The organism is Kitasatospora sp. NPDC052868, assembly GCF_044547105.1.
In the GTDB taxonomy this organism is placed as follows: Bacteria; Actinomycetota; Actinomycetes; order Streptomycetales; family Streptomycetaceae; genus Kitasatospora.
On record NZ_JBITZW010000009.1, the window covers coordinates 116,903 to 140,805 of the forward strand.

General features: G+C 71.5%; 25 protein-coding genes. 9 read left to right on the plus strand and 16 right to left on the minus strand.

Annotated elements, in window-relative coordinates; all coding sequences use genetic code 11:
* Window positions 1–61: 61 nt before the first annotated feature.
* Window positions 62–658, minus strand: coding sequence for an NADPH-dependent F420 reductase (locus tag ACIGZJ_RS17490; RefSeq protein WP_396458013.1), 597 nt, complete (start codon window positions 656–658; stop codon window positions 62–64).
* A 41-nt stretch (window positions 659–699) separates the two neighbouring features.
* Complete coding sequence (locus ACIGZJ_RS17495) at window positions 700–1,518, minus strand: inositol monophosphatase family protein (protein ID WP_396458014.1); 819 nt, start codon at window positions 1,516–1,518, stop codon at window positions 700–702.
* Window positions 1,519–1,667: 149 nt separating this feature from the next.
* Here ACIGZJ_RS17495 and ACIGZJ_RS17500 point away from each other — a divergent pair, with 149 nt between their 5' ends.
* Entirely contained in the window at window positions 1,668–2,576 is a 909-nt protein-coding gene (locus tag ACIGZJ_RS17500) for a LysR family transcriptional regulator (protein WP_396458015.1), read from the plus strand.
* Window positions 2,577–2,706: 130 nt separating this feature from the next.
* Window positions 2,707–3,282 (plus strand): hypothetical protein, encoded by a 576-nt coding sequence (locus tag ACIGZJ_RS17505; RefSeq protein ID WP_396458016.1) that lies wholly within the window; start codon window positions 2,707–2,709, stop codon window positions 3,280–3,282.
* 24 nt (window positions 3,283–3,306) lie between these two features.
* Here ACIGZJ_RS17505 and ACIGZJ_RS17510 read toward each other — a convergent pair whose 3' ends face one another.
* The 4 genes from ACIGZJ_RS17510 to ACIGZJ_RS17525 all read right to left on the minus strand — a co-directional run bounded on the left by ACIGZJ_RS17510 (window position 3,307) and on the right by ACIGZJ_RS17525 (window position 6,191).
* Window positions 3,307–3,732: an NUDIX domain-containing protein gene (locus ACIGZJ_RS17510; RefSeq protein ID WP_396458017.1), complete on the minus strand. Its 426-nt coding sequence runs from the start codon at window positions 3,730–3,732 to the stop codon at window positions 3,307–3,309.
* Between the two features lie 136 nt (window positions 3,733–3,868).
* On the minus strand, window positions 3,869–4,102 hold the full coding sequence (locus tag ACIGZJ_RS17515; RefSeq protein WP_396458018.1) for a hypothetical protein: 234 nt from the start codon (window positions 4,100–4,102) through the stop codon (window positions 3,869–3,871).
* Window positions 4,099–4,554, minus strand: a complete 456-nt coding sequence (locus tag ACIGZJ_RS17520) for a hypothetical protein (RefSeq protein ID WP_396458019.1) — start codon at window positions 4,552–4,554, stop codon at window positions 4,099–4,101. Before ACIGZJ_RS17520 ends, ACIGZJ_RS17515 begins: the two co-directional genes overlap by 4 nt.
* A gap of 239 nt (window positions 4,555–4,793) precedes the next feature.
* Window positions 4,794–6,191, minus strand: coding sequence for a condensation domain-containing protein (locus ACIGZJ_RS17525; protein WP_396458020.1), 1,398 nt, complete (start codon window positions 6,189–6,191; stop codon window positions 4,794–4,796).
* Window positions 6,192–6,419: 228 nt separating this feature from the next.
* Between ACIGZJ_RS17525 and ACIGZJ_RS17530 the strand changes: the two genes are divergently transcribed.
* From ACIGZJ_RS17530 to ACIGZJ_RS17540, 3 genes are all read left to right on the plus strand, one after another.
* Window positions 6,420–7,760: a radical SAM protein gene (locus tag ACIGZJ_RS17530; protein ID WP_396458021.1), complete on the plus strand. Its 1,341-nt coding sequence runs from the start codon at window positions 6,420–6,422 to the stop codon at window positions 7,758–7,760.
* Window positions 7,757–8,806: an aminotransferase class I/II-fold pyridoxal phosphate-dependent enzyme gene (locus ACIGZJ_RS17535; RefSeq protein ID WP_396458022.1), complete on the plus strand. Its 1,050-nt coding sequence runs from the start codon at window positions 7,757–7,759 to the stop codon at window positions 8,804–8,806. Before ACIGZJ_RS17530 ends, ACIGZJ_RS17535 begins: the two co-directional genes overlap by 4 nt.
* 341 nt (window positions 8,807–9,147) lie before the next feature.
* Window positions 9,148–9,648 carry a cupin domain-containing protein gene (locus tag ACIGZJ_RS17540; protein ID WP_396458023.1) on the plus strand — a complete coding sequence of 167 codons (501 nt, stop codon included), beginning with the start codon at window positions 9,148–9,150 and terminating at the stop codon, window positions 9,646–9,648.
* Between the two features lie 230 nt (window positions 9,649–9,878).
* Here the strand turns inward: ACIGZJ_RS17540 and ACIGZJ_RS17545 are convergent, their stop codons facing one another.
* Window positions 9,879–10,850 carry a metallophosphoesterase gene (locus ACIGZJ_RS17545; protein ID WP_396458024.1) on the minus strand — a complete coding sequence of 324 codons (972 nt, stop codon included), beginning with the start codon at window positions 10,848–10,850 and terminating at the stop codon, window positions 9,879–9,881.
* Between the two features lie 712 nt (window positions 10,851–11,562).
* A complete protein-coding gene (locus ACIGZJ_RS17550; RefSeq protein WP_396458025.1) occupies window positions 11,563–12,015 on the minus strand; it encodes a DUF6299 family protein in 453 nt (150 codons plus the stop codon).
* 590 nt (window positions 12,016–12,605) lie between these two features.
* Here ACIGZJ_RS17550 and ACIGZJ_RS17555 point away from each other — a divergent pair.
* On the plus strand, window positions 12,606–13,502 hold the full coding sequence (locus ACIGZJ_RS17555; protein ID WP_396458026.1) for a polysaccharide deacetylase family protein: 897 nt from the start codon (window positions 12,606–12,608) through the stop codon (window positions 13,500–13,502).
* Window positions 13,503–13,589: 87 nt separating this feature from the next.
* Here ACIGZJ_RS17555 and ACIGZJ_RS17560 read toward each other — a convergent pair whose 3' ends face one another.
* The 6 genes from ACIGZJ_RS17560 to ACIGZJ_RS17585 form a co-directional block, all read right to left on the minus strand.
* Complete coding sequence (locus ACIGZJ_RS17560; RefSeq protein ID WP_396458027.1) at window positions 13,590–14,054, minus strand: hypothetical protein; 465 nt, start codon at window positions 14,052–14,054, stop codon at window positions 13,590–13,592.
* Window positions 14,055–14,161: 107 nt separating this feature from the next.
* Entirely contained in the window at window positions 14,162–15,805 is a 1,644-nt protein-coding gene (locus ACIGZJ_RS17565) for an alpha/beta hydrolase (protein WP_396458028.1), read from the minus strand.
* Window positions 15,802–16,110, minus strand: coding sequence for a hypothetical protein (locus ACIGZJ_RS17570; protein ID WP_396458029.1), 309 nt, complete (start codon window positions 16,108–16,110; stop codon window positions 15,802–15,804). The genes ACIGZJ_RS17565 and ACIGZJ_RS17570 overlap by 4 nt, the downstream gene beginning before the upstream one ends.
* Before the next feature lie 507 nt (window positions 16,111–16,617).
* Entirely contained in the window at window positions 16,618–17,532 is a 915-nt protein-coding gene (locus ACIGZJ_RS17575; RefSeq protein ID WP_396458030.1) for a LuxR C-terminal-related transcriptional regulator, read from the minus strand.
* Between the two features lie 191 nt (window positions 17,533–17,723).
* The gene (locus tag ACIGZJ_RS17580; protein WP_396458031.1) at window positions 17,724–17,945 is read right to left on the minus strand and encodes a helix-turn-helix domain-containing protein; all 222 of its coding nucleotides are present in this window, start codon (window positions 17,943–17,945) and stop codon (window positions 17,724–17,726) included.
* Window positions 17,945–18,436 carry a DUF2975 domain-containing protein gene (locus tag ACIGZJ_RS17585; RefSeq protein ID WP_396458032.1) on the minus strand — a complete coding sequence of 164 codons (492 nt, stop codon included), beginning with the start codon at window positions 18,434–18,436 and terminating at the stop codon, window positions 17,945–17,947. The genes ACIGZJ_RS17580 and ACIGZJ_RS17585 overlap by 1 nt, the downstream gene beginning before the upstream one ends.
* A gap of 166 nt (window positions 18,437–18,602) precedes the next feature.
* On the opposite strand from ACIGZJ_RS17585, the gene ACIGZJ_RS17590 reads away from it, so the two are divergent.
* Window positions 18,603–19,244 carry a dihydrofolate reductase family protein gene (locus ACIGZJ_RS17590; RefSeq protein ID WP_396458033.1) on the plus strand — a complete coding sequence of 214 codons (642 nt, stop codon included), beginning with the start codon at window positions 18,603–18,605 and terminating at the stop codon, window positions 19,242–19,244.
* A 4-nt stretch (window positions 19,245–19,248) separates the two neighbouring features.
* On the plus strand, window positions 19,249–20,091 hold the full coding sequence (locus ACIGZJ_RS17595; RefSeq protein WP_396458034.1) for an alpha/beta fold hydrolase: 843 nt from the start codon (window positions 19,249–19,251) through the stop codon (window positions 20,089–20,091).
* A gap of 125 nt (window positions 20,092–20,216) precedes the next feature.
* Here the strand turns inward: ACIGZJ_RS17595 and ACIGZJ_RS17600 are convergent, their stop codons facing one another.
* Window positions 20,217–21,818 carry a hypothetical protein gene (locus tag ACIGZJ_RS17600; protein ID WP_396458035.1) on the minus strand — a complete coding sequence of 534 codons (1,602 nt, stop codon included), beginning with the start codon at window positions 21,816–21,818 and terminating at the stop codon, window positions 20,217–20,219.
* Between the two features lie 825 nt (window positions 21,819–22,643).
* On the minus strand, window positions 22,644–23,117 hold the full coding sequence (locus ACIGZJ_RS17605) for a DIP1984 family protein (protein ID WP_392935428.1): 474 nt from the start codon (window positions 23,115–23,117) through the stop codon (window positions 22,644–22,646).
* A 166-nt stretch (window positions 23,118–23,283) separates the two neighbouring features.
* Between ACIGZJ_RS17605 and ACIGZJ_RS17610 the strand changes: the two genes are divergently transcribed.
* Window positions 23,284–23,892, plus strand: coding sequence for a DJ-1/PfpI family protein (locus ACIGZJ_RS17610; protein WP_396458036.1), 609 nt, complete (start codon window positions 23,284–23,286; stop codon window positions 23,890–23,892).
* The last annotated feature ends 11 nt before the right edge of the window (window positions 23,893–23,903 follow it).

The window sequence follows — 23,903 nt, forward strand, 5'->3', positions numbered from 1 at the left end:
CGCCTCGGCCTCGCGGGCCGGCCGTCGGAGTCCTGCGTGCCGAGGACGCCGACTCGGTGGATCAGCGGGCGATCGAGATCGCGAAGGGCGCGAATCCGGTGGACCGGATCACGTGCGGCACGAACAGTACCGCGGCCTCCGTGGCGCGGGCGGTCCTGATCCCGCCGAGGTCGGTGATCCACTCGGTGCGCCAGCCGAGGTCGGTGAGCAGCTCGCGGACGGTCTGCTTGGCCTGCGGGTCCTCGCCGGAGAGGAAGGCGTCGGGCGCCTGGGTGAGGATGGTGGGTGCGGTCATCACCGGGAAGAGCATGGTGTTGAGGGTCTTGACGACGCGTGTGTCCGGGAGCGCTTCCTGGATCTGCTCGGCGAGGCTGGAGCCGGGGTGGAGCAGGTCGGCGGGCAGTCCGTCCGGTCCGTCGGTGGTGGCGTTGGAGACGTCGACGAGGATCTTGCCCCGCAGTTCCCCGCGCAGGGCGGTGAGCCGCTCCAGCGAGCCGGCGCCGGGGGTGGCGTTGATGACGACCTCCGCGGCCCTGGCCGCGCCGGCGGCGGCGCCGGGCGAGCGGTCCGCCACCGTCACCTCGTGCCCCGCGCGGGCGAGGGCCGCGGCCAGGTTGCCGCCGACGCGGCCGTTTCCGAGTACTGCGATCGTGGTCATGGTGGGGAGGTCCTTCCGTAGGGGTGGGTCGGGGCGTGCGGTCAGCGCGAGAGCGTGGTCACGGCTTCGGCGTGGATGCCGGGGGCGGTGGCCAGGAAGCTCTCGCTCTGCGGGGTCCAGGGGCGGCCCTGGGTGTCGGAGACGCGTCCGCCGGCCTCGGTGACGAGCAGCGCTCCGGGGAGGAGGTCCGCGCGGGCGCCGGCGAACTGCCAGAAGGCGTCGACCCGGCCGGCGGCCACGTTCGCCAGGTGCAGGGTCGCGGGCACGGCGGTGCGCACGACGAGCGCGTCGAGGAGCATCTCGGTGATCGAGGAGCCGACGCGCCGCACCACCGTCTCGTCCTCGTCCGGCCGGGCCTGGCTGGTGGCCACGATGCCCAGGCCGAGATCCGTGGTCGGGGAGACGTGCAGCGGCCGGCCGTCGAGGTGGGCGCCCGCCCCGGTGAGCGCGGTGTAGGTCTCGCCGGTCAGCGGAAGGTGGACCACGGTGAGCACCGGGCGGTTCTCGCGCACGAGGGTGGCGGTGACCGCCCAGTCCGGCAGGCCGTGCAGGTGGTTGACGTTGCCTTCGGCCGGATCCACCACCCACCACTCGCCGGACGGCAGCGCCCCGCCGTCGAGCTCGTCCTCCACCCACCGGGCTTGCGGGCGCAGCCGTGTGAGGCGGGGCCGCAGGATCTCCAGGGCCGTGTCGTCGTTGGCGGCGAGCGCGCGCATCAGCTCGTCGCGGGTCCGGTGGCGGACCACGTCGCCGAAGCGCTCGCGCAGCGCGGAGCCGGCCTCGCGCACGGCGATCGCGGTCCGGCCGAGCAGGTCGGCGTCGGAGGCGGCGACGTCGGTGGTCTGAGGCGTTTCGGACATGGTGAACTCCCTTTTGAATGAGGGGTGATGAGGCCGTTCGGGCTGAACTGTGTGCTCTGTTCGGCGCCCTGTTCGGCGCTCTGGTCTCGAAGGTATAGAGCCCGATGATTAACTTCAAATGCATGTCAGGAACGTCTAGAGTTACCCGCATGCAATTGGATTTGAATCTGCTCGCCGCGCTCGACGCGCTGCTGGAGGAGGGCAGCGTGGCCGGCGCGGCCGCGCGCCTTCATGTCACCGCCCCCGCGATGAGCCGCAGCCTCGGCCGGATCCGGCGCACGACCGGGGATCAGATCCTGGTGCGCACGGGCCGGACGATGACACCGACGCCGTACGCGATCGCCGTACGGGCACAGGTGCACGAGCTCCTGCAGCAGGTCCAAGGGGTGCTGGCACCGAGCCGTGAACTCGATCTGGCGACGTTGGAGCGCACCTTCACGCTCCGCTGGCACGATTCCCTGGTCGCCGCGAGCGGCCCCGCGCTGCTCGCGGCCGTGCGCGCCCGGGCGCCGGGGGTGCGGCTGCGTTTCGTCGCGGAATCGAGCACCGACACCCCCGAGTTGCAGCGCGGCGAGGTCGACCTGGAGGCGAACGCCAACCGCCCGGGCACACCGGACATCCGCGCCGAGAAGGTGGGCGAGACCCGCCTCGTCGTCGCCCTGCGGCAGGGGCATCCCCTCACCCGCGACCGGACCGTCACCGCGGAGCGGTTCGCCGCCGCCGAGCACATCACCGTCTCCCGGCGCGGAAACCTCACCAACGCCCTCGACGACGCCCTCGCCCGGCTCGGCCTCACCCGCCGGGTGGTGGCGACCGCGCCCACCGAGGCCGCCGCACTGGAGTTCGCGCGCGACTCCGACCTCCTGGTCGGCGTCCCCGAGGCCACCACCCGCCGCGCGGTCACCGACCTCGGCCTGGCCGTACTCCCCCTGCCGCTCGAACTACCGCCGGCACCCGTCTACCTGTCATGGCATCAGCGCTACGACACCGACCCCGCCCACGCCTGGCTACGCGGGCAGGCGCGCACCGCACTGACGATGGGCGAGGCCTCCGCGTGACCGGCGCCGTCCGGGGGCCGGCTCGCAGGGTGCGGCAGGGGGCCTCTCCCCCGCGGGCGAGTACGGGGGCCGAGGGCCGGCGGGATCCGGGCCTCTTCCCGCGCGGCGCCGGGCTTCGAATACTGGGCGCATGGAAATCGTCGCGGTGGTCGGTTCGGGACTGGTCGCTCTTGCGGTTGCCCTGCTCGGCTACCTGCAGTGGAAGCGGACCGAGGACCGGCAGGCCGCAACCGAGGCCGCGAACCTTCGACTCGCGGAGATCGAGAGAACACGTGCATTGCGCGTTGTCTATCAGCAGGAACGCCTCCAGGCACTGCGTGAACTGACGCAGATGCTCAAGGCGATGGAACTCGCTTCACGCTGGCACGTAGGCGGCCATGACATGAGGTCGGAAGAACCCCGGCTGAATGCCTTCCTCATCACGCATCGGGCTGTACTGACCGATGAAGAGAAAGAACTGGCCCTCCAGTTCTTCGAGGGATTGACCTGGATCGACCGGGAGGTCGAGCGGGATCGCTTGAATTGGGAGCGGGAAAGGCAGTCCGGGCTGGAGAGCGGTGGAATCGACATCGGCTCCTACGAGAGCTCGTGGGGCACGACGAGGGAGCAGTCAGGCCTGGCCGATGCATGGAGTTTCGAACGGCGGTGGAGATCCGCATCAGCCGCCCTCGACGCGCGGCTGCGCGACGCCCTCCAAGGCATGTGACGCACTCAGGACCGGTGCCGCGTGTCAGCGGCCGATCATGCGGAGGGCGTCGACGGCGGCGGGAGAGAGGACCGGGTCGGCGAGGTCGGACAGGGGCAGCCAGCGGGCCTCGGCGGTGGATCCGTCGGTCTCGGTGACCTTGAGGGTGCCGAGCTTGAGGTCGACCCGGTAGAAGAGGCCGACGAGGTGCCAGTCCAGGCCGAGGCGGTGGGCGCTGTAGCTGCGGGCGTCGACGAGGCGGGAGTCGGCGAGTTCGAGGCCGGTCTCCTCGTGGAGCTCGCGGGCGAGGGTCTCCTGCGGCTGCTCGCCGGGGTCTATTCCGCCGCCGGGCAGGTGCCACAGGCCGGGCAGGAAGACCGGTGACGCCTCCGAGAGCCGGGTCAGCAGCAGTTGGTCCTCCATCGTCGCGATCGCGTACGCCGAGATGCGCGAGCGTATCTGCCCGGCCATGGGCCACCTCCGGGGATGGTGTGTCGTGAGGGTGAACTTCCGTACCCGGAAGTACTTCTGATCATGAGCCTAATGCCCGGGAGGCCGGGAGGCCGGGAGGCCGGGCGGCCGGGAGGCCGGGAGGCCGGGCGGGTGGTCAGCCGGTCGGGGCGGGGTCGGCCGCGGTGGCCGGCTGGCGGCCGCAGAAGGCGGTCGCCAGCAGCTTCTGCGAGGCCCTCCAGCCCTGGCCGGTGTTGCGGTAGCCGTTGGTCGAGACCGCCACCAGCCGGCGGCCGTCCGGGGTGCCGTAGAGGGCGCTGTTGTGCCCGCGGCCGGTGCTGCCGTTGTTGCCCCAGACCTCGCCGCAGGGCTCGGAAGCAGCGTCCTTCACCCGGTGCCGGTCCGTCCCGGCAGGGGGTCAGGGCCGGGGGGAAGCCAGGGCAGGAGGCCGTCCCGGTCCGCCGTGAGGGCTCCCGGCATGGTGGCCGCAGTGCAGAACCCGTATACGTACATGTCGAGCGGCTGCGAGCCGTTGTTCCGCCCGCCGGCGAACCATCCCCTGGGGCCCTGGTCCCACCACGGAGTGCTGGCGGTCATGGTGAAGGCGCCGGGGTTCCCGCCCGCGAACACGCCGCCGCTGACGGCCATCTCACCGGCCGGACACTGCCTGCTCCTCACCGTGGCCTCCTGTCCCGGCTGCAGGGTGATGTAGTTGCCCACTGTGTGGAGCTCGATCGGCTCTGCTGCGACCCGGGCGGGTCCGGCCTGCTGAGCGAAGGCGATTCCCGATCCGACGGCGAACGCCCCCACGACCGACACGGCGATGACACGGCTGCGTTTCACGAAGACCTCCCGTACGGCTGATGCGTCGCGAGGTTCCATCACCGCTCAGCGGGCCCTCCACCCCTGTGTTCACCCGGAGGCCGCAAGAGGCAACGATTCGCCACCGCCTGTTCGGGTGAGGCCGACGGCCGCCACCCGCGTCGACCACCCGGCCCCGCACACCACCCGCACCGGCAGCCGACCCGGGCGAGGTCGGGCCGACCACGGGCCGTACACCGCGTAGCCGGGGCCACGCCCCGTCAGAGGCGTCCGGACCGCACGATGTTCGTCAGCGTCCGCACGAGCGCGCTCACCAGGTCCGCCTTGGTGCGTCTGGCCACGACCGTGTCGACGTAGGCGGAGTTCAGGTGGAGCCCCGTGTCGTTGCGGTGCAGCCACAGGATGATGCCGTTGTGGCGCTCCAGCCAGACGTGGAGCCGGGGGCGCCACGTGGTGTGGTGCTCGGCTCCGGGTGAGCGGCGGTAGTCGCTGTAGGAGAAGAAGTTCACGGCGTGCGGCCAGTAGTGCATCGACGCGTACTCCGCCGGGGACAGCAGCCGCCACGCCTTCACGAAGTGCACATCGGAGTAGCGGCCCTGAAGGTCGACGGCGGCGTGGACGTGGGCCAGGAGGTCGGGGAGGTCCGTCCCTTCCGGTACCGGGAACTCGATGGGCACGGTGTTGATGAACCAGCCCACGGAGTGGGCGTAGGTGCCTCGTCCGCGCTCGTTGATCGGCATCAGCCCGCGGTAGACGTCGGGTCCGCCTTGTTCCCTGATCGCGACGCCGACCGCGGCCAGGAGGCCTGTGAAGAGCTTCCCTCCCGCCTCCTGGCAGCGGGTCTCCAGTGCGGCGGTCGCGGCGTCGTCCAGCAGGGTCACCGTGTCGTGCGCCGTCGGGTAGAAGCGGCCGGGCCGGGTACCCAGGTCGAGCGGGAAGCGCGGGAAGAAGTCGCCGCTGCGGGCCATGAACCCCCTCCAGTGCTCCAGCCGCTCGTCGTCGGCGGTCAGGGCCCGGTTGAGCTCCCGCTCCTCGCGGCTGAAGTCGAGGTAGCTGCCCGCTTGCGGCAGCTCGGGCTGCTCGTTGCGGGCGTACGCCGTGTATGCCGTGGCGATGTCGCGTACGGCGAGCGGGTTCGACAGGCCGTCCGTGACGAGGTGGTCCCAGGACAGGTGCACCGTGGCCGATGCCTCCCGGACCACGGCGCCCATGACGATCAGTGGCCAGCCCAGGGGGTCCACCCCCTGGAAGAACTCGTGGAGGTAGGCGCGGACCTCGTCGGCGGAATCGAGCCTTCCGACGTCGACGAGCTTGAGCTCGATGTCGTCCGGGTCGAGGGCCTCGCCGATGAGGTCGCCGGCGCTGGTCCGGTAGCGGCAGCGCAGCACCTCGTGCCGCCGCACGAAGTGCAACAGCGCGGCTCCGAGCGCGTCCAGTTCGACCGGACCGGGCAGCTCGAACGTCGTCGCCACGTAGGTGGGGACGGTCTCGCCCGCGTCGTGCGTGTGCTGGGCGACCGCGAAGTGCTTGACCTGGTTGTAGCCGGTGGTCCGCCGCCCCGCGCCGGATCCGCCGCCGCGCATCCGGGGGGCGGTCAGCCTCCACTCGTAGACGTGCCCCGGTTCGACCTCCGTATCGTCGATGGATGCCTGAAGCACGCTGTCCCCTTCCGCCCTCTGCGCCGGCCGCCATGACCTCGTCGACCTAACGAGACGGTTGGACAAGGGCAACGGCCGACCTGCTCGGACGCCGCCTTCGGCTTCCCGCGCGGCCACGCCGTCCTGCGGCGCGAAGGCACCCGCGGGGGCCGCAGACGGGCTCCGCACACCGTGTTCCGCGTGCAGCCCGGCCCGGGCCGGCCGGGCCCGTTCCTGCATGATGACGGGATGGACCACAGCGACCAGCGCTTCCACGTCATCGTGCTGTCGAACTTCGCGAGGGGCTTCGACAAATACGCGCTCACTTACGGTAAGTCGGGAATTCCGGAGAGCACCTATCCCGACCGGTTCCACCTGCTGACCCGTGCGGAGCTGGGAATCGGCATCGGCAAGGCGCGACGCCTGCTGGACCGCCTGGCCGTTCCGGGCGACCGGCTGCTGGTGCTGGAGACCACGGTGGACCCCGGCAAGCTGGTGCCCAACGTGTCGACCGGCCTCGGCATGGAACTGCACGAGGCCCGCATCCGGTTGTCGGCGGTCCACGAGCTCGACCGGGCGGGCGAGGAGTTCACTCTGCGCCCGACAACCGTCGAGGATGCGATGGCGGCCTCCCTGAACCTGCACGGATCGGCGCAGCGTCGCTACGCCGACACCCGACCGCGCTCGGTTTCGCTTCTTCCGGTCGCCTCCGCCTGCCAGGCCCGGTGTTCGTTCTGCTTCTCCTCGGCTTCGATCTCCAGCGACCAGGCGCCGGCCCGACTCCCGTGGGACGCGGTCGACCACTGGCTGGAGCGCGCCCGTGCGGCGGGTGCCGAGCGTGCGGTGATCACCGGCGGCGGGGAGCCCACGCTCATACCGTTCGAACAGCAGCTGCGCCTGGTGTCCGCCTGCTCTGCCGCCTTCCCGAAGGTCGTCCTGATCACCAACGCGCACACCTTGGCGAAGGGCGGGCACGCCGACCGGGCCGGCCGGCTCGAAGCCCTGAGCGCGGCCGGCCTGAGCGTGCTGGCGATCTCCCGGCACCATCAGGACGACGCCGCCAGCGAGCGGCTGATGATGCTGCGCACGCCGGTGGGCTCCGTGATCGACACCTGGCGCGTGGAACGCGACCGCTGGCCGGGGCTGCGGATGAGGCTGATCTGCGTGCTCCAGCACGGCGGCGTCGCCGACGCGGCCGGCGTCGCCCGCTACCTCTCGTGGGCCGCGGCTCTCGGTGTCGAGGAAGTCTGCTTCAAGGAGCTCTACGTCTCCACCAGTACGGAGTCGCTCTACTTCGACCGCGCCGCCAACCTCTGGAGCCGACAGCACCAGGTCTCGCTGTCCGTCGTCACCGGGTTCGCCGAACAGCACGGCTTCGAACCGGCGAGCCGCCTGCCCTGGGGCGCACCGGTCTACCACGGCAGTTGGGAGGGCCGGCCGATGCGGATCGCCGCCTACACCGAGCCCAGCCTGCTCTGGGAGCGCACCAACGGGATCGCGCGCAGCTGGAACGTCCTGGCCGACGGACGCTGCTACGCCTCCCTGGAGGACCGGGCCAGCGAGATCGTGCCGGAAGGTGCGGCGGCATGAGGTTCGACGAGTTCCAGGATTTCCGGCAGCGGCAACTCGGCGGTTCCCCGTCGCTTCTGGACGCCGCCGAGACCAACGTGTACCGGGCGCTTGCTCCGCTGCGACCGCAACCGCCGACCGGCACCGACACGGTGCACCGGTGCGATCTCGCCCGTGCCTGGCTTCGGCGCTTCGAGCTGCCGCAGGAGTGGTCCGGCCGCACCATGGTCTGCCGAGGGGTCCGGCACGGGCTCGGTGTGGTGTTCCACCGGCTGCGAGCCGAACAGGCCCGGTTGTGGCTGCCCGGCGACGTGTACCCGGTCTACTTCGAGCTGGCCCGCGCTGCGGGCCTGGCGCCCGCGTCCTACCCCACGCTGCCGGAGCCGGCCCTGCCGGGGTCGCCGGCGGACGACCGGCCCGAGTACCTGCTGCTCGCCAACCCCAGCAAGCCGCTCGGCCGGTACCTTTCCGATGCCGAGTGCGCCGCGGTGGTTTCGTGGCTGCGGGAATCACCACGCCGCCGCCTGCTGATCGACTGCGTCTACGACCTGGGAGCCCCGTTCGCCGCCGGCACACGGCGGTTGCTGGACACCGGCCGTGCGGTCCTGCTGCATTCGGTCACCAAGGGATGGCTGTGGCCGCGCACGTTCGGCGTGGTCCTGCTGGGTCCGGCGCAAACCGAACTGGCCGAGGCGTTCCGGGCGGATCCGCCGACGCCGGCCCAGCTGAGGCTCGCCGACCGCCTGCTGACCGAGCACAGCGACGTGCCCCGCCAGGTCGTCGACGAACTGGCCGCCCGGGCCGAGCGGTTGTTCGAGCGGTTGCCGGACGACGTGCTCGGGGCGATCCCCGTGGCGAGCCGGACCTGCCCCGGCAACTACTTCTTCCCGGTCGGGATCCCGGCGGAGACGCTCCGACGCGAGTACGGGGTGCTCGCCGTCCCGGCCGGCGTGTTCGGGGAGGGCGACTGGTCCGGCTCCATCCTGACCAGCCTTGCCGACGCCTTCGGCCCGACGCCGGTTTCGACCGCGCAGGCCGGCGGGCGCCAGGCCGGGCCGCGGGTGTAGGTCACCCGTCCGCGGACCGGGGCGAGCATCTCCTGCGAGGCGCTCTGCTGCGCGGGTGTGTCGTCCTGCGACACCTGGCTGACCGTCCGCAGCTGGCTCAGCAGCCCCCAGCCGTCCGGGCGTCTGGCACTCGGGACCACCTGGCAGTGGCGGGGCGGCCGAACGGCTGGGCCCGGCAAGGCCGAACGGCGATTGCGTGGCCGGAAGGGCCGCCCCGAAAGCCAATTGACCCATGGTTTCGGTCCTGGAATGCACCATTCCAGCGGTCGACCACCGGACTAGAGTGATCATCACAAGGTCGCGGCAGGGAGCCGGGACCGCCCGACACGGGGGATACCACCATGACCGCCAACCCGCTGAAGCCGCTGCTGACCCGCGCCGCCACCGCCGAGACCACCAGCGACCCGAGCAGCGTCATGACCCTGCTCGCCGACTGCGGGACCGACGGCAGCTCGATCACCAGCTACCGCTCCTCCTTCGCCAAGGGCGCCGTCGGCGCCCCGGCCCACTTCCACACCCGGGCCTCCGAGCTGTTCTTCGTCATCGGCGGCGAGCTCCAGGTACTGGTCGAGGACAAGGTCGAGATCCTCGGCTCGGGCGACTTCCTGCTCGTCCCCCCGCACACCCCGCACGCCTTCGCCGCCGCACCCGGCTCCGAGGCCGATGTGCTCTTCGTCTTCACCCCCGGCATGCCCCGCTTCGACTACCTGCGCCTGCTCGGCCGGGTCATGCGCGGCGAGGCCAGCCCGCAGGAGATCAAGGACTCCTCCGAGCAGTACGACAACCACTACGTCGACAGCCCGATCTGGCGCGCCGCCCTGGAGACCGCAGCCGGCAGCTGACCCAGGGGCGCAGAACACCGCCAAGGAGCCGCCAGGGTACGGGCCGGGGGCCGGACAACGGCGGAGGTGGAGGCCGGCCCCGCCGGCACCCGCACCCGGACCGGCACCGACCGGCACGGGCGGCCCGGGTCCGGGCCGGGTCCGGGCCGGGTCCGGGCCGGGTCCGGGCCGGGTCCGGGCCGGGTCCGGGCCGGGTCCGGGCCGGGTCCGGGCCGGGTCCGGGCCGGTGGTCAACTCCGGCGCATCGGGCGGGGTTCGCCGAAGCGCTCCTCGAACTCGGCGTCGCTCAGCGTCCGCAGCTCCTCCCCCGTGATCCGGCCCGCCAGCAGATCGGCGAGGAAGCCGGGGAGGGGCTCGGCGCGCATGGCGTCGGTGATCCCGCCGGGCACGGTGCGGATCTCGCTGTCGACGCGGCCGTCCGGGTACAGCGTGTAGGTACGGTAACCGGGCCCTTCCAGGCGCCGGTTCGCGTGGTCGATGCTGAAGAAGGTCGACGGGCACACGTACACGGGGCGTCCCTCGAACTCGCCCGACCGGTCACCGTGCAGGTGGCCGGCCCCGATCGCCCGGATCTTCGGGAAGTCACGTACGAGCAGAGCGAGTTCACTGTCCCCCTGGGCGTCCGGCGCGGTCTGCGGAAGCGGCGGCTGGTGCAGCCACACGAAGACGTGGTCGGCCCCCGTCGCCGCCAGGACCGCGCGGGCGCGTGCCTCCTCGAACGGGGTGAGGGCCGGCTGGGCAGCCGCGTGGACCCGGTCGTCGCGGTCGCGGTAGGTACCGTCACCGACGGCCTCGCGACCGTGCGCGTTGGTGTCGAGGAACAACATCAGCCAGTTCCCGACCCGGACCGCGGGTTCGAGGTGCACGTTGGGGCGGGGCAGGAAGGCCTGCAGTTCGTCCTGCCGGTCGTGGTTGCCGGCGAGGCAGTAGACCGGGGCGGGCAGGGCGTCCAGGACCTCACCCATGCGCTCGTACGCGCCCGCCTCACCCGTGTCCGCCAGGTCCCCGGTGGCGACCACCAGCGAAGCCTCCCCGATCTCCCGCTCCGCGTCGGCGAGGACGGCGGCGAGCCCGTCGTCGGGTTCGTGCGCGGCGAACGTCCGCGCGCCGGGAGCTTCCCGCAGGTGCAGGTCGGATATCTGGACGATGCCGATGGCTCCGGCGCCCTGGTTAGCCGCGGCCGGGGTGGTGTGTCGTTTCATGTGCCCTCGCTCGCTCGGTGGGGAAGGACCGACCGGCCTCCGGTCGGCACCGATCAACGTAGAGAAGTGGCAGAACTGCCATATGACAGTCATGCAAACTTCTGCCGAGCAGCTTCCGGCGTTCCGGGAACGCCACCCGCTCCGTCCGGCCTGTCGGCGTCGGCGCCGCCGCCGGCCCGGACCGGATGCCGAGTACCGCACTCGCCGATCCGGACGCCGGCCGGGACCGGGCCCGACAGGCACCCGGCGACCGTACGGCGGTTCAACCCGGCCTCCTTGGCGAACTGCTGCGGGCTCATCGCGCCGGACTCGGACAGCGCGCGGAACCGCCTCAACTCCAGCCGGCTCCCTTGGTCCCGTCCTTGGCGGCCGGAGCACTCCAACTGGTGCGGGAGGCCACCGTCCTGCCAGTGGTGTTCCCACGGTCCATGGTCGGGCCCGGCGGGGCCCGGACGGAAGTGGAACGCCCGGATTTCCCGGCGGCCGGAGGTCCGCGGGCGAGCTGCGCCTCCGGCCGTGGGGCACCCCGGGAACACGAGCCGGAACAGGGACCGGGGACCGGGCGCTGGAGCCGGCGCGCCCCAAGGGGCCGCAGGAGCACGCGTTGTCCCCTTCCGCCCACCGGCTCTGCCCACCGACGCTTCTTCACCAGGTCTTCACCGGTGACGTCACGACGAGCGCAGGTCCGTCCCGCATGCCGACGGGCCCTGCGTCAGTTCGCGGCAGCCCGCAGGTCGACGATCTTCTGATCGGTCGCGAAGGTGACGAGGCGCGGCCAGCCACTGGGCGCCGTCTCCCACAGCTGCAGGCTCGTGACGACCTGGGCCGGACCGACCTTCACAAGGGGCCCCGGGTTGGGCCTGCCACGGCTTACCCACGTGTGATCGGCACCGTCGCAGATGGCAGAGGCACCGATGGCGACCATCCCCTGCACCGAACTGTTGACGACGGCGTAGGACTTGGGTCCTGTGCAGCGGTACGTGCCCGAGAGGGTCACAATCGCGTTGCCGTCCACCGTCCCGGCGGGGTCAAGGGAGACCGTCCCGGTGAAGTTGGCGGGCGTCGTCCCCGAGGTGGCCGCCTGGGCCGGCGATGCAGCCCAGAACCCCGAGAGCAACGTGACGGATACGGCCGTGGACAGAGCAGCGGAAACAGAGCGGCGCAACGAACTTCCCTTCGCTGAATGATTATTGAGTTGTCTAGACCTGTCGCCGGGGACCGTACCACCCCCGCCCGAACGATCTGACACGAACTCAGTGCCCGTCAGCCGCAGGGCTTCCGCCGGGTCGCACTGCGGTAGCGCCGCCCGGGTGCGGCCGGCCCCGCACACCTGATCCACCCGCCGACACGCTCGACAGCGGCGTGGCGCCGGCTACCGGCTGCGCTCTTGGCCAGCGCTTTTGCCCTCTCCCCCGAGCAGCCGGCATCCTGCCGATCCACCACCGGGATGCCGCCCGTTCCCACGAGCCTCCGGTTCAGGCGCCGCCTCCCCAACCGCTGCTCTGCAAGCTGAACAGAGCCGGCACTGGAACGCGCGCAACGGCATCCGTTCCCCATCGGGCACGGCGCCACCGCCCGAAAGGGATACCGCCCCCGGGTGCCGCCCTCGACCCCGCCACCGGCGATGTGTTCGCCGGTGGCGGCGGCGGTTGATGAGCGGCAAGCCCGTGGATGTTCACGGGAGATGACGGCGGTGTCGCCCTGGGGCGGTCATATTCCGATGCGTGGAGTCCGGCGGGGTCCCAGACTGCGGGCATGGATGAAGCCAACAATCCCTCAGCGGTCACGCCTGCAGGGCAGTCGAGTGAGCTGCTGGGGTATCCGCCTGATGCGCGGCTGCTGATCGTCAACTGCGACGACTTCGGGATGTATCCGGCGATCAACGCGGCGGTGGTCGAGTCGGTCGAGGAGGGCATCGCCAGTTCGTGCAGCCTGATGGTCCCGTGTCCCGCGGCGCCGCAGGCCATGGAGATGCTTGGCCGACGGCCTCGGATCCCGTTCGGAATCCACCTCACCCTGGTGTGCGAGATGCCCCGCTTCCGGTGGGGGCCGCTGACCGCCAGGGAGCGAGTCCCCTCGCTGCTGGACCCTGCGGGCGAGCTGTTCCCGCCGTCGCCCGCCGGACGGGCGGCCCTGCTCGGCCAGGCCCGGCTCGACGAGGTCGAACTCGAGTTCCGCGCCCAGATCAACGCCGTCGCCGGCGCCGGGCTCACGCCGACCCACCTCGACTTCCACTGCCTGGCCGACGGCGGCCGCGACGACATCCTCGACCTGAGCGTCACGCTGGCCGCGGAGTACGGCCTCGCGGTCCGGGTCTGGCTCGAACCCGGGCGCCGGACGATGCGCACTCGCGGGCTGCCGGTCGTCGACAACGACTTCCTGGACAGCTTCTCCCTGGGCCTCGAAGGAAAGGCCGCCCGATACGTTCGGATGCTGCGCGACCTGCCTGCGGGACTCAGCGAATGGGCGGTGCACCCCGGCCTGGGCGACGAGGAGTCGCAGGCCGTCGACGGCGGCTGGCCCGTGCGCCGGACGGACTACGAGTTCCTGACTTCGCAGCGGGCCCGCGATGTGCTCCGGCAGGAGGACATCACCGTGATCGACTACCGGACGGTCCAGCAGGCCTGGTCCCGGCGCACGGGCTTGGGCTGAGCCGTCCGTCCTGCCCCCGGCTCGCCGTTCCTCCTTCACTCGCCGTGCTCCTGGCTCCAGCGGCGGCGAGCATCGCGGCCGGCAGGGTTACGGGGCGGACGTGGCCGGTGCGGAGGGGGGCTTGAGGCAGGGGGTGGTGACCCCCAGGACCATGCGGTTGTCGCCGGCGGTGCTGGAGACGTCGACGACATACCTGCTCTCGGGATGGCGTGCGATGACGGTCGAGCTCGGTTGGGCGGCGGGCGTCTCCTGGTAGGACGAGATCTTGAGACCTTCGTTCGTGAGGAGGTCCCTGACCTTGCGGACCACGTCGTTGTGCTGGGTGTTGGGCACGTAGCTGTGGACGGCGTAGATGAGGGTGTAGCGGTCGTCGGGCGCGGATTCCCCGTTCCTGCCGACACAGGGACTGAACAGCGGGTCGACCGGCTCGGCGTTGATCTGGATTCCGGCGATCTGGGCCAGGTGATCGGTGATCTGTCGCGCCCAGGCGAGTGCGTCGTCGCGGGACTTGACCGGCAGGGGAGCGTCCTTGCCCGTGCTGGGGTTCGCCATACAGGCTCCAAGACTTGAGACCGCCAGGGTCGCTGCCGCGAGGTACTTCAGCGCGGTGGCGAATGGACGGATGGGTGGGCTGACCATGGGTTTCTCCGGGTCGAGGCTCAGTGGGGGATCGAGCCCCAGAACGGGTCTTCCTTGAGGGTCGTGGTGGGTTTCCGACCGGCAATGATATTGCCCTGGTTGATCATGCTCTGCGTCTTGTCGTCCCAGTAACCGCCGTGCCCCGAGGTGTCGATTTCGATGTTGTGTCCTCCGAATCCCACGATGTGGGGGCTGGGCCCCAGGGAGAATCCGCCGACCAGGCGGGTGGGGTCGTCGGTGGCTTCTCCGATCCAGAGGTGGTCCGGATTGACTGTCAGCTGGTCTGCGGTCAGGACCCCCATGCCCGGGCTGCCGAGGGTCACGATGTCGTCGGCTTGAAGGCCGCCCTTCTCGCTGTCGGCAACGCCGACGGCGAAGCTGCCATAGCTGTGTGCGATGTAGCTGAGGTGGGTCTTCGGCTCGCCGTGCGCCACCCTGAGCCCGTCGGAGAAGCGGCGCATGTCATCGGCGGCATCGAGGCCGCGCATGGGGTTCGACGCCTTCGGGATGCTCTCCGGCGTGTCGTAGCCGAGGTACGAGATCACGGCGACGGTCTCGCCTTCCTTCGCGGCCCCGACGGCGTAGGTCTGGAGCCTGCGAATGAGGTCGATCTGCCCCGGAACACCTGGCAGCTCGGTGTTGGTCCCGGGAACGAAGACGGAGGTGTGGGTGGCCTTGTCCGGGTTGCCGGTGGCAACGATGGCGCGTCCGTCCCCGCCGTAGGCCTCGGGGTCGATGCCGAGGAGGAACATCTGGTGTGTCTCGTTCTTCGCGTCGGCAGTCTCCTCGAGCTTCTTCTTGATCTCGGCCAGCGCTGCCTTGCGCTTGTCGTACGTCGTCTGGTCAAGGCCGAAGGAGGCTGGAGTGCCGGCCTGCAGGGCGTCGAGCTTCTGGTCCAGCACGAGCCGGTTGGCCTCGTCCCGGACGGTGGCCGGCAGGCCGTCCAGACTCCCGATCCTGGCTGCGTTCAGGGCGAGGTAGGTCTCCTGCTGGCCGGGCGTGAGGCCCTTCCACCACTCGGCGTTCTTCTGCGGGTCCTTGCCGTCCGGGATGTAGGACTCGGCCAGGCCCAGGTCCTTCATCACGTCCGCAGAATCGGTGCGCGTCTCGGCGACGGCCCCGTTCACCCGCTGGCCGTTCAGGATGTCCCCGCTCAAACGCCCCAGGGCGGTGTTGCCCTGGTCGCTCGCCGCCTGGGCGTCTTTCAGCGCCTGGTCGATCCGGGTCTGGTATCCGGCTTTGAGGCCCATGAGGTTGCGGCGTGCGGTCTGGGCGTCCGGATCGTTGCGATCCTCCGGGAGCTCCGGCGCAAGGTCGACCTTCCCGTCGGCCGAGACCGTCAGGCCGGAGTCCTGCGCGCGGTGCACCGCGTTCGTCAGGTTCGTCCGAGCCTGGTACATACGGTCGGCAACCGTGTTCAGCGTCAGCGCGACCGTCTCCGCCTCGACCCGGACAACATCCAGCTGCTGCTCGGTTCGCGCCATGAACGGGAACGCCGCCTGGGCGTCGGCACCCTCCCAGTGCTGGTGAAGAGGCCCGTTCACCTGGTTGCGGTGACGCGAGCCCACGGTCTCCGCTGTGTGCGCCAACGCCTTCCAGTTCTTCGCGACGTCGCGCAGCCCTTGCGGGTCGAACTTCACCAGCAGCTCGTAGAGGTTGCTCACTGCTTCGCCCCCTGCTGGCTCCAGGCACCTGCCACCGCCTGCTCGTTGTGGTTGTGGGCATCGGCGTTCGCGTCGAGGTTGGTCCCCGTGGCCGCGATCCGCTGCTGGAGTGCCGCGAGCGGTGCGCTCCAACTGCTCCCCAACTGCCCGAGCCCGACGGAGACCGACCAGCCCGCGAGCTGACTGCTTGTCGTCGTGGCCGAGGTCAGCGCGGTCTGGACAGGAGTGCCGAGTTCCTCCGAGAGCCCCCTCACCACCTGCGCCGATGCATGCAGTTCCTGCAGAACGACGTTGACGTCAGCCAATGTAATCTCCCCCCGGAGTCAAAGTCCGCTGCGGTACCCAGCCGCAGCGAAGATCCGGCACCACCATACGCTGCGCATCCGTTCGAACACTCAAACGGCGGGCATCCGGCGCGCCGTCCGATCGTGCCGTAGGCAGCGAACGGGCCGGCGCCATGGGCCAGCAGGCCCCTGCGAGGGGGCTTGACGTCGGGGGTGTGGAGCGGTGCCATGGATCCGGGTGGAGGGGGGCGCAGGGTGGCCGATGAGGGTGGCGACGCCGAGGGCCGGGGCGATGACGGGGACGGCGGTCGGCCGGATCGCCCGCGCGGCCCGTATCGTCCAGGGCCCGAGGACACTTTCTGGGTGGTGGTGCTCGGGCTGATCGTGGTGGGGCTCTTCCTGGTCGGTCTGCTGTCCGGGACGGGTGCGGACAGCGGACCCGCGAACCAGGACTGGAACAGCGGCTGGCACTGAGCGGGTGAGCCGTGGGCGGGGTGCGGCCGCAGCGTCCGTACCCGGCCGGGGTCGTCATGGGGGGCCGGTGAGGTCGGCCAGGAGTTCGGCGACCAGCTCGCGGCGGCTGTGGACGCCGAACTTGTCGAAGACCGCCGTGAGGTGTTCCTGGACGGTGCCGGCGCTGATGTGGAGTTCGGCCACCATCTCGCGGGTGGAGCGGCCGCGGGCGACGAGGGCGGCGACGCGGCTCTGCGCGGGGGTGAGGCCGCGGGCGCTGAGCAGGATCGGCCCGAGGTCGGCGGGGCGGGCGGGTTCGATGACGACGCCGGTCTGCTCGCCTGCCCGGGTGGTGTGCAGGGCGATCCACCGGCCGGAGCGGCCGCGGAGCCGGACCGTGGAGGGCACCGGCCCCGCGGCGGCGGCGAGGATGGCGACGGGGATCCGGTCGGGGCCGTGCCGCTCCGGGTCGGGGAACTCCGCGAGCCACTGCTCCGCTTCGGGACTCATCGAGACCAGGCGCCGGCCGTGGGAGAAGAGCATCAGGCCGACCGCGCTCGGACCGGACGAGGGGTCCCGGGGCGGCGTGGTCGCTGTCGCCCGCAGGGCCCGGGCGAGGTGCGGGCCGAGTGCGCGCACGAGCGCGATGTCGCGGTCGGTGAAGCCGGGCGCCGTGTCCTGCCGGTGCAGGCACAGCACGCCCCAGCAGCGGCCCGCGCTGACCAGGGCGGCGCGCAGTTCGTCCCCGAGGCCGAGCGGGGCCATGATCTCCCGGTAGCGGGGGCTGGCCGCGCGGTCCTGTCCGGTGGCCCGGTCGAGCGAGGCCACCGGGTCCGCGGCCTGCGCCAGGGCGGTGAACTTGTTGACGTCCTCACGCCCGAACTCGTTGTCCAGGAACGCGGCCGTGGTCCCGCCCAGCGGGTCCTCGGCCCGGGCGGAGGTGAACAGCAGCGTCACCGGGTCGACCGCGGCGAGGAACGCCGCGTCCATCGGCACCACCCGGCGAAGCCGGGGAAGGATCTCCTGGTGCAGTGCGGTGGTGTCGAGGCCGGTCCGGCACCGCTCTCTGATGCCGGCGACCCTGCACCGAGCACCCGACCGCGGTCGGGTGCTCGAACCGGTGCGGTTCAGCGGGGCGTCTACGACGGTCGCACCGGCCCGAACCCGGCGGCGGGGGTGGTTCATTCGGTCGCGGGGGCCTCGTCCTCCCAGCGGAGCAGGTCGCCCGGCTGGCAGTCGAGGGCCTCGCAGAGTGCGGCGAGCGTGGCGAAGCGCACGGCCTTGGCGCGGCCGTTCTTGAGTACCGCCAGGTTGGCGGGCGTGATTCCCACGCGCTCTGCGAGTTCGCCCACGGACATCTTCCGCCTGGCCAGCATCACGTCGATGTCGACGGCGATCGGCATCAGATCACCGTGTCCAACTCGGCCTGCATCTGCGCCGCTTCGACGTCGCGGGCGACGGCCTGGGCGAGCAGCATCCGCAGGATGAGCACGATGAGCGCGACTCCCAGGATGGCCAGGGCGATGCCGCCCATGATGAGGGTGACGCCCGGGTCGTCCCGCTGGCCGGGGGCGTTGATCGCCGTGACCGTCAGCCAGACGAGAGCGGCCGCGACGATCGCGCCGATGATGGTGTCCACGTACCGGAAGGCGGCGTGGGAGAACACGGTTCCGTGCCGCACCATCGTCACCAGTCGCCAGACGCAGACCAGGGCGACCTGGGCCGTCCCGATGCCCAGGATCGTGATCACGCGCAGCGGGGTCAGCGGGAGCGAGCCGTCCTCCGGGTCGTTTCCGCTGACCAGCGCCCACGCCATCAAGGCCTGTACGAACACGGTGCCGGTGAGCACCACCACGAGCACGGCGCGCAGCGCGCGTACTGTCAGCTTTCCCATGACCCATCCTTGTATCGATCTACGATGGGAATCTATCGAGTTTCGATAGATGAGGCAAGGGCTCGGCCAATGGGTGCGGAAACCAGGTGTCGGCGTGGCGATGAGTTTTCCGGCTCCGGGGGGTCTACATCTCGAAGGGGCAACCACACACTCCGGGAGTACAGACATGGGCCTCATCCACATCGAGATGTTCGCGACCCTCGACCTCGTCGGGCAGGCACCCGGCGGACCGGACGAGGACCCGGCGGGGTTCCCGTACGGCGGCTGGCAGGCACCCCTGCTGGACGAGGCCACCGGGGCGCAGATCATCGCCGCCTACCAGGGCACGGACGCCCTGCTGCTCGGCCGGCGCACCTACGACATCTTCGCCGCGTACTGGCCGCACCAGAAGGACGGCGAGATCGCCGAGCTGTTCAACCGCGTTCCCAAGTACGTGGCCTCCCGCGGCACGCCGGACCTCCCCTGGGACGGGTCCACGCAGCTCGGCCCGGACCTCGCCGCCGCCGTCCGCGAGATCCGCGACCGGCACGAGAACGTGAAGGTCGTCGGGAGCCTGGACCTGGTGCAGACCCTGCTGCGGGAGAGGCTCTTCGACCGCCTCGACCTCTGGGTGCACCCGATCGTGCTCGGCGTCGGGAAGAAGGTGTTCGACGAAGGCGCGGTGCCCGCGAACCTCGCCCTCCTCGAACCGCCGGTGGCCGGTCCGCAGGGCACCGTGTACCTGCGCTACGCGCTCGCCGAGGGCACCCCCGCGACGGGCGACATGAGCGCACCCGACCGCGGCCTCGGACACGACGACGTCCGGTGATCCGATGACCACCGTCAGCGCCAACGGGATCTCCTTGGGCATCGAGTCGTTCGGTGACGACGGCGCGCCGCTCGTCCTGCTCGCGGGCGGGACGACGATGCTCTCCTGGCCCGACGCGCTGTGCGAGCGCCTCGCCGCCGGCGGGCGCCGTGTGGTGCGCTACGACCTGCGCGACAGCGGGGAGTCGACGACGGCGGATCCGCAGGCACCCGCCTACACCCTGCGCGGCCTCGCCGCCGACGCCGCTGCCCTTGCCGAAGCGCTCGGCGGGGCGCCCGCACACCTCGCGGGGATCGGCGTCGGCGGGATGGTCGCCCAGGTGGCCGTGCTCGACCATCCTGGCGCCTTCTGCGCGCTCACCCTGGTCGGCACCCGCGCGGTCGCCCCCGGCCCGGCCGACGACGACCTCCCCGACCACGACCAGGCGGCGATGGGCCGACTGTTCGCACGTCCGATGCCCGATTGGGCCGACCGCGGGGCGGTCGCGCGGTTCGCCGCCGCCGGCGCGGAGATCCTCGGCGACGACCCCGTCGCCGCGCACGCGCGCGCCGCACGCATCTGGGACCGAACCCCCGGCACCGCGCCCCCGGTCCAGATGGCCAACCAGATGGGCATGGTGTTCTCCAGGCTCGACTGCAGCCCCCGCTGGCGCGAGCGGCTGCCCGGGATCGAGGCCCCCACGCTCGTCGTCCACGGCCGCCGCGACCGGTTCTTCCCCGTCGGCAACGGCGAGGCGATCGCGCGCGAGATCCCCCGGGCACGGCTGCTCGTCCTCGAGGAGGCCGCCACCGCGATCCCCCACGCGGCGGTCGGCGAGATCACCGAGGCGATGCTCGCACTCGGGTAGGGAACGGCCCGGTGGAGGCCCGGGCCTGCCCCGCCCTGCCCCGCCCTGCTGTGGCTGCTCCTGCGGACGGCCGCCCCCGCCGGAGCACGGCTCCGGCGGGGGCTGGGGGCGTCACGCCGCGGCCGTCAGCTGTCCGCGCGCAGCGCCCCGTGGACCCGCAGGTCGCCCTGGATCGCCACCATGCCGTCGTTGACGTGCATGAGCTGCTGGCCCTTGTTGCGGACCGACAGGCACCCGTTGGCATTCACCTTCCCGAGGAACACCGAGTCCCCGTCGACGTGCAGGTCGCCCTTGGCGTTCACCCTCCCCTCGAGCTCCGATACCCCGTGGACGGTCAGGCCGCCGTTCAGGGTGAGGCGTTCCTCGACCTGGGCCCGGCGGGTGACCAGGTCGTTCAGGTCCGCCTTGTCCGCGGCGACGGTTCCCCACTGGCGGTCTCCGGCGCCCTGGAACACGTTCAGCCCGGCAGCGGGGAATTCGATCCAACCGTCGTCGGCCGTGCGCCCCTGCACCCACCTGGTGTTGACGCCGTTGAGGTCGGCCTTGTCCGCGGCGACGGTTCCCCACTCCTGGCCGCCGTCCTTGCGGACGTTGATCCCGGACTGGGGGAACTCCAGCCAGCCGCTGGCGCTGTTGCGGTCGCCGACCCACTTGGTGTTGACACCGAGGACGTCCAACCGGTCGGCGGTGACCACGCCGAGGTCCCGGTTCGGACCGTGGAAGACGTCGACACCACTGTCGGGGAAGTCGATCCACCCGGACGCCGGGGTCCGCCCCTTCACCGACCCCGTCCTCACATCCTGCACGTCCGCGGTGGCGGCGGTGACGGTGCCCAGGGCCTGGTTCCGGTCGTCGACCGTCACGCCGTCCGGCGTGAAGGTGACCCGGCCCCTGTCCGACGCCCCCTCGATCCACGGGGTGCGCGTCCCGCTCTCGAACTCGGGGACGAGCGCGTGCACGGTGGTGGTGAGGAAGTACCCGTGCTGCGCCTGCCCGCCGACGTTCGTCCCGGCGATCAGCGTGTACGTGGTGCCGCGCTTCGGGGCGGGGACGGGGGTGGCGCCGGGGGCGGGCCAGGTGTAGGGCTGGTCGACCACCGAGGGCCCCGGCCCCGCCTGGGCGACGTGCTCCGACGTGCCGTCCGGAAAGCGGATCCAGTAGTCGAGGTTGCTGGGCCCGTTCCACTCCAGCTTGACCTGCTCGCCCGCGTCCACGTCCAACCGGGTGCGCGCCGGGCGGAAGTTGCGCGGGACCTTCGGAACGTTCTTGAGCAGCCCGAGCGTGACCACGCGGGATTCGTCGGCCTTGGGCTTGCGGAAGGGGTGGGCCTTCTCGTGGATCTTCAGGAGGGCCAGTCCCGCCGCCGCGGCAACGGTGATGTTCTCCAGTTTCAGGACTATGGAGTCACCGGGGTCCACGTTGAGGGACATCCGCGGCTGCAACGTCAGCTGGAAGGCGCCCTTCGCCCCGTCCCAGTCGAACGTGATCGGCGGGTTGGGGAACTGGGGGTAGATCTCGAAACCCCTCTCGACCCGCTCGGGGTGGGGGGTCAGGTCGCCGGGGCCGTCGCCGACGGGCACCTTCACTTCGAGGGCGTGCAGGCCCACGGGGTCCGTGCCGGCGTTGGAGACGACCACGTACACCGCCCCCACGGACGGCGCCCCGTACTGCGACGCCTGAAGCGATGTCGGATCGGTGACGATGTCGTAGTGCAGCAAGGATGGCACGGTGAGGACTCCCTACCTCGGCGTTTCACACGATGCGGGCACAGGACGCGCGGTGGAGGATCGGTGTTCGCAGGCGCTGGGTCGGCGCGGTGCTGGGCCGACCCGGTGCTGGGCCGACCCGGTGACGGGTTCGGCGCGGTGACGGGTTCGGCGCGGTGACGGGTTCGGCGCGGTTCGGGCGGGAAGCTGCGAGGTCCGGGAGGGCGCAAGGTCCGGGAAGAGGCACACGTCGCCTGCGGCCGTCGAAGCCGCCCATGGCCGGCCGTCACGAACCCGCCCCCCGGGGGTTGTTGCCAGCAGACCTCTCGACAGTACGTTCCGCCCGGCGGCCCGGGCATCGCGATTGCGGTCGGCTGGCCCGAACCGCCCCCTGTCTGGCCGGAACCGCGGCCGGACGGGAGGCGGGGCGGCGCGCCGGGCGCGGCGCAGGCATCGGCCTTCTCCGCGGCGGCCGGCGGGTCCGGGAGCGCGGTTCTGCTGGACTACGGAGGACGGCGGTACGACATCGCGCAGAGATCAATCAGTGGCTGACCCTGATGGCGCCTCCTGAGCGGATGCGGGTGGAGTGGGTGCGAGGGCCGTGCTGTGCACGGCCCTCGCACCGGGTGTGGGGCGCCCCGTTCCCGCCCTCGTCGTCCGGATCTGCACATGGTGGTGAGCTGTGCGGTGTGCGCTGTCACCTGTACGCGGTGCTGAGCTGCACTGTTGGTGGGGAATCGAACCCCTGCGTTGCTCTTCACGCGCCAGGGGCCGGATTGACCGCCGACCCTCGGTGTGTGCACGCCTCCGTGACGACTACCTGCTTCCCACACCCTGCTTGTGGGGTCAGTCCTCGATCAGGTCGATCTCCCAGTTGGTGCGCTGGACCAGGGTGTCCACCTCGCGGATCTCCTTGGCCAGGGCGTCCGCCCGGGCGCGGAGCTCGGCGACCGGCAGGGCGGAGAGGATCCTGAGCTCGGACCGCAGCTGGCGTACGGCTCCGCGCTGGTCACGCCCGGAGGCGGCGTCGGCGGCCGCGGTCGTCACCGAGTGGCGCAGCCGCAGGACGTCCCGGCGGGCGAGGGCGTCGGTGAGGGTGCCGCCGCCCTCGATGAGCACGGTGGAGTTGGTCCGGTTGATCTGGCGGATCAGCCGCTCCAGCTCGTCCAGCACCTCTCCGGCCTGGGCCAGGACCTCCGCCGCGTTCTCGGCCGGTTCCTCGCCCTCCTGGTAGCGGGCGCTGCCGACGACGCGCGCCCGCAACTGCTCCACCTGCCGCACCGCAGCCGCGCGCTGCGCGAGCGCCTCAGCCAGTTTCACCGCGTCATCACCCCTACGTCCCACTGATCGTCCGGAAAGTATGCACGCCGGTGCCTGCGGCGCGGTTCGCGGGGCGGGGCGGCCTGCGGGCCCCGGTGGGGCCCGTGACCCGGCCTGGGCGCGCCTGGGAGGATTGTTGTCCGGACGTCATACTCGGGGAGTTGCGATGCAGGTAGCCGTGGTCACCTTCGACGGGTTCAACGAGCTCGACAGCTTCATCGCCTCGGCGCTGGTCAACCGGTGCCGCAAGGACGGCCTGGAGGCCTTCATCACGACGCCCGCGCCCGTGGTCACGTCGATGAACGGTGTCGAGGTGACCGGGCAGCGGCCGATGGGGTTCGTCGCCGAGGCCGATGTCGTGCTGATCGGCAGCGGGGTGAGGACGCGCGACGTGGTCGCCGACGACCGGATGCTCGCGATGCTGCCGCTGGATCCGTCGCGGCAGCTGATCGGTTCGCAGTGCTCCGGTGCGCTGGTGCTCGCACGGCTCGGGCTGCTGGACGGGATGCCGACCTGCGCGGACCTGACGAGCAGGCCCTATGTCGAGGCCTGCGGCGTCACCGTGCTGGACGCGCCGTTCCACGCCGAGGGGAACATCGCCACCGCGGGCGGCTGCCTGGCGTCGCAGTACCTCGCCGCGTGGGTGATCACCCGCACGCTCGGGGAGGACGCCGCGCGCGGCGCCATCGGTTACGCGGCTCCGGTCGGCGAGACCCGGGAGACCGTCGCGCGCGTGATGGGTGCCGTCCGCGCAGGCGAGGTCGCGCTGCGCTGAGGACAGCCCTC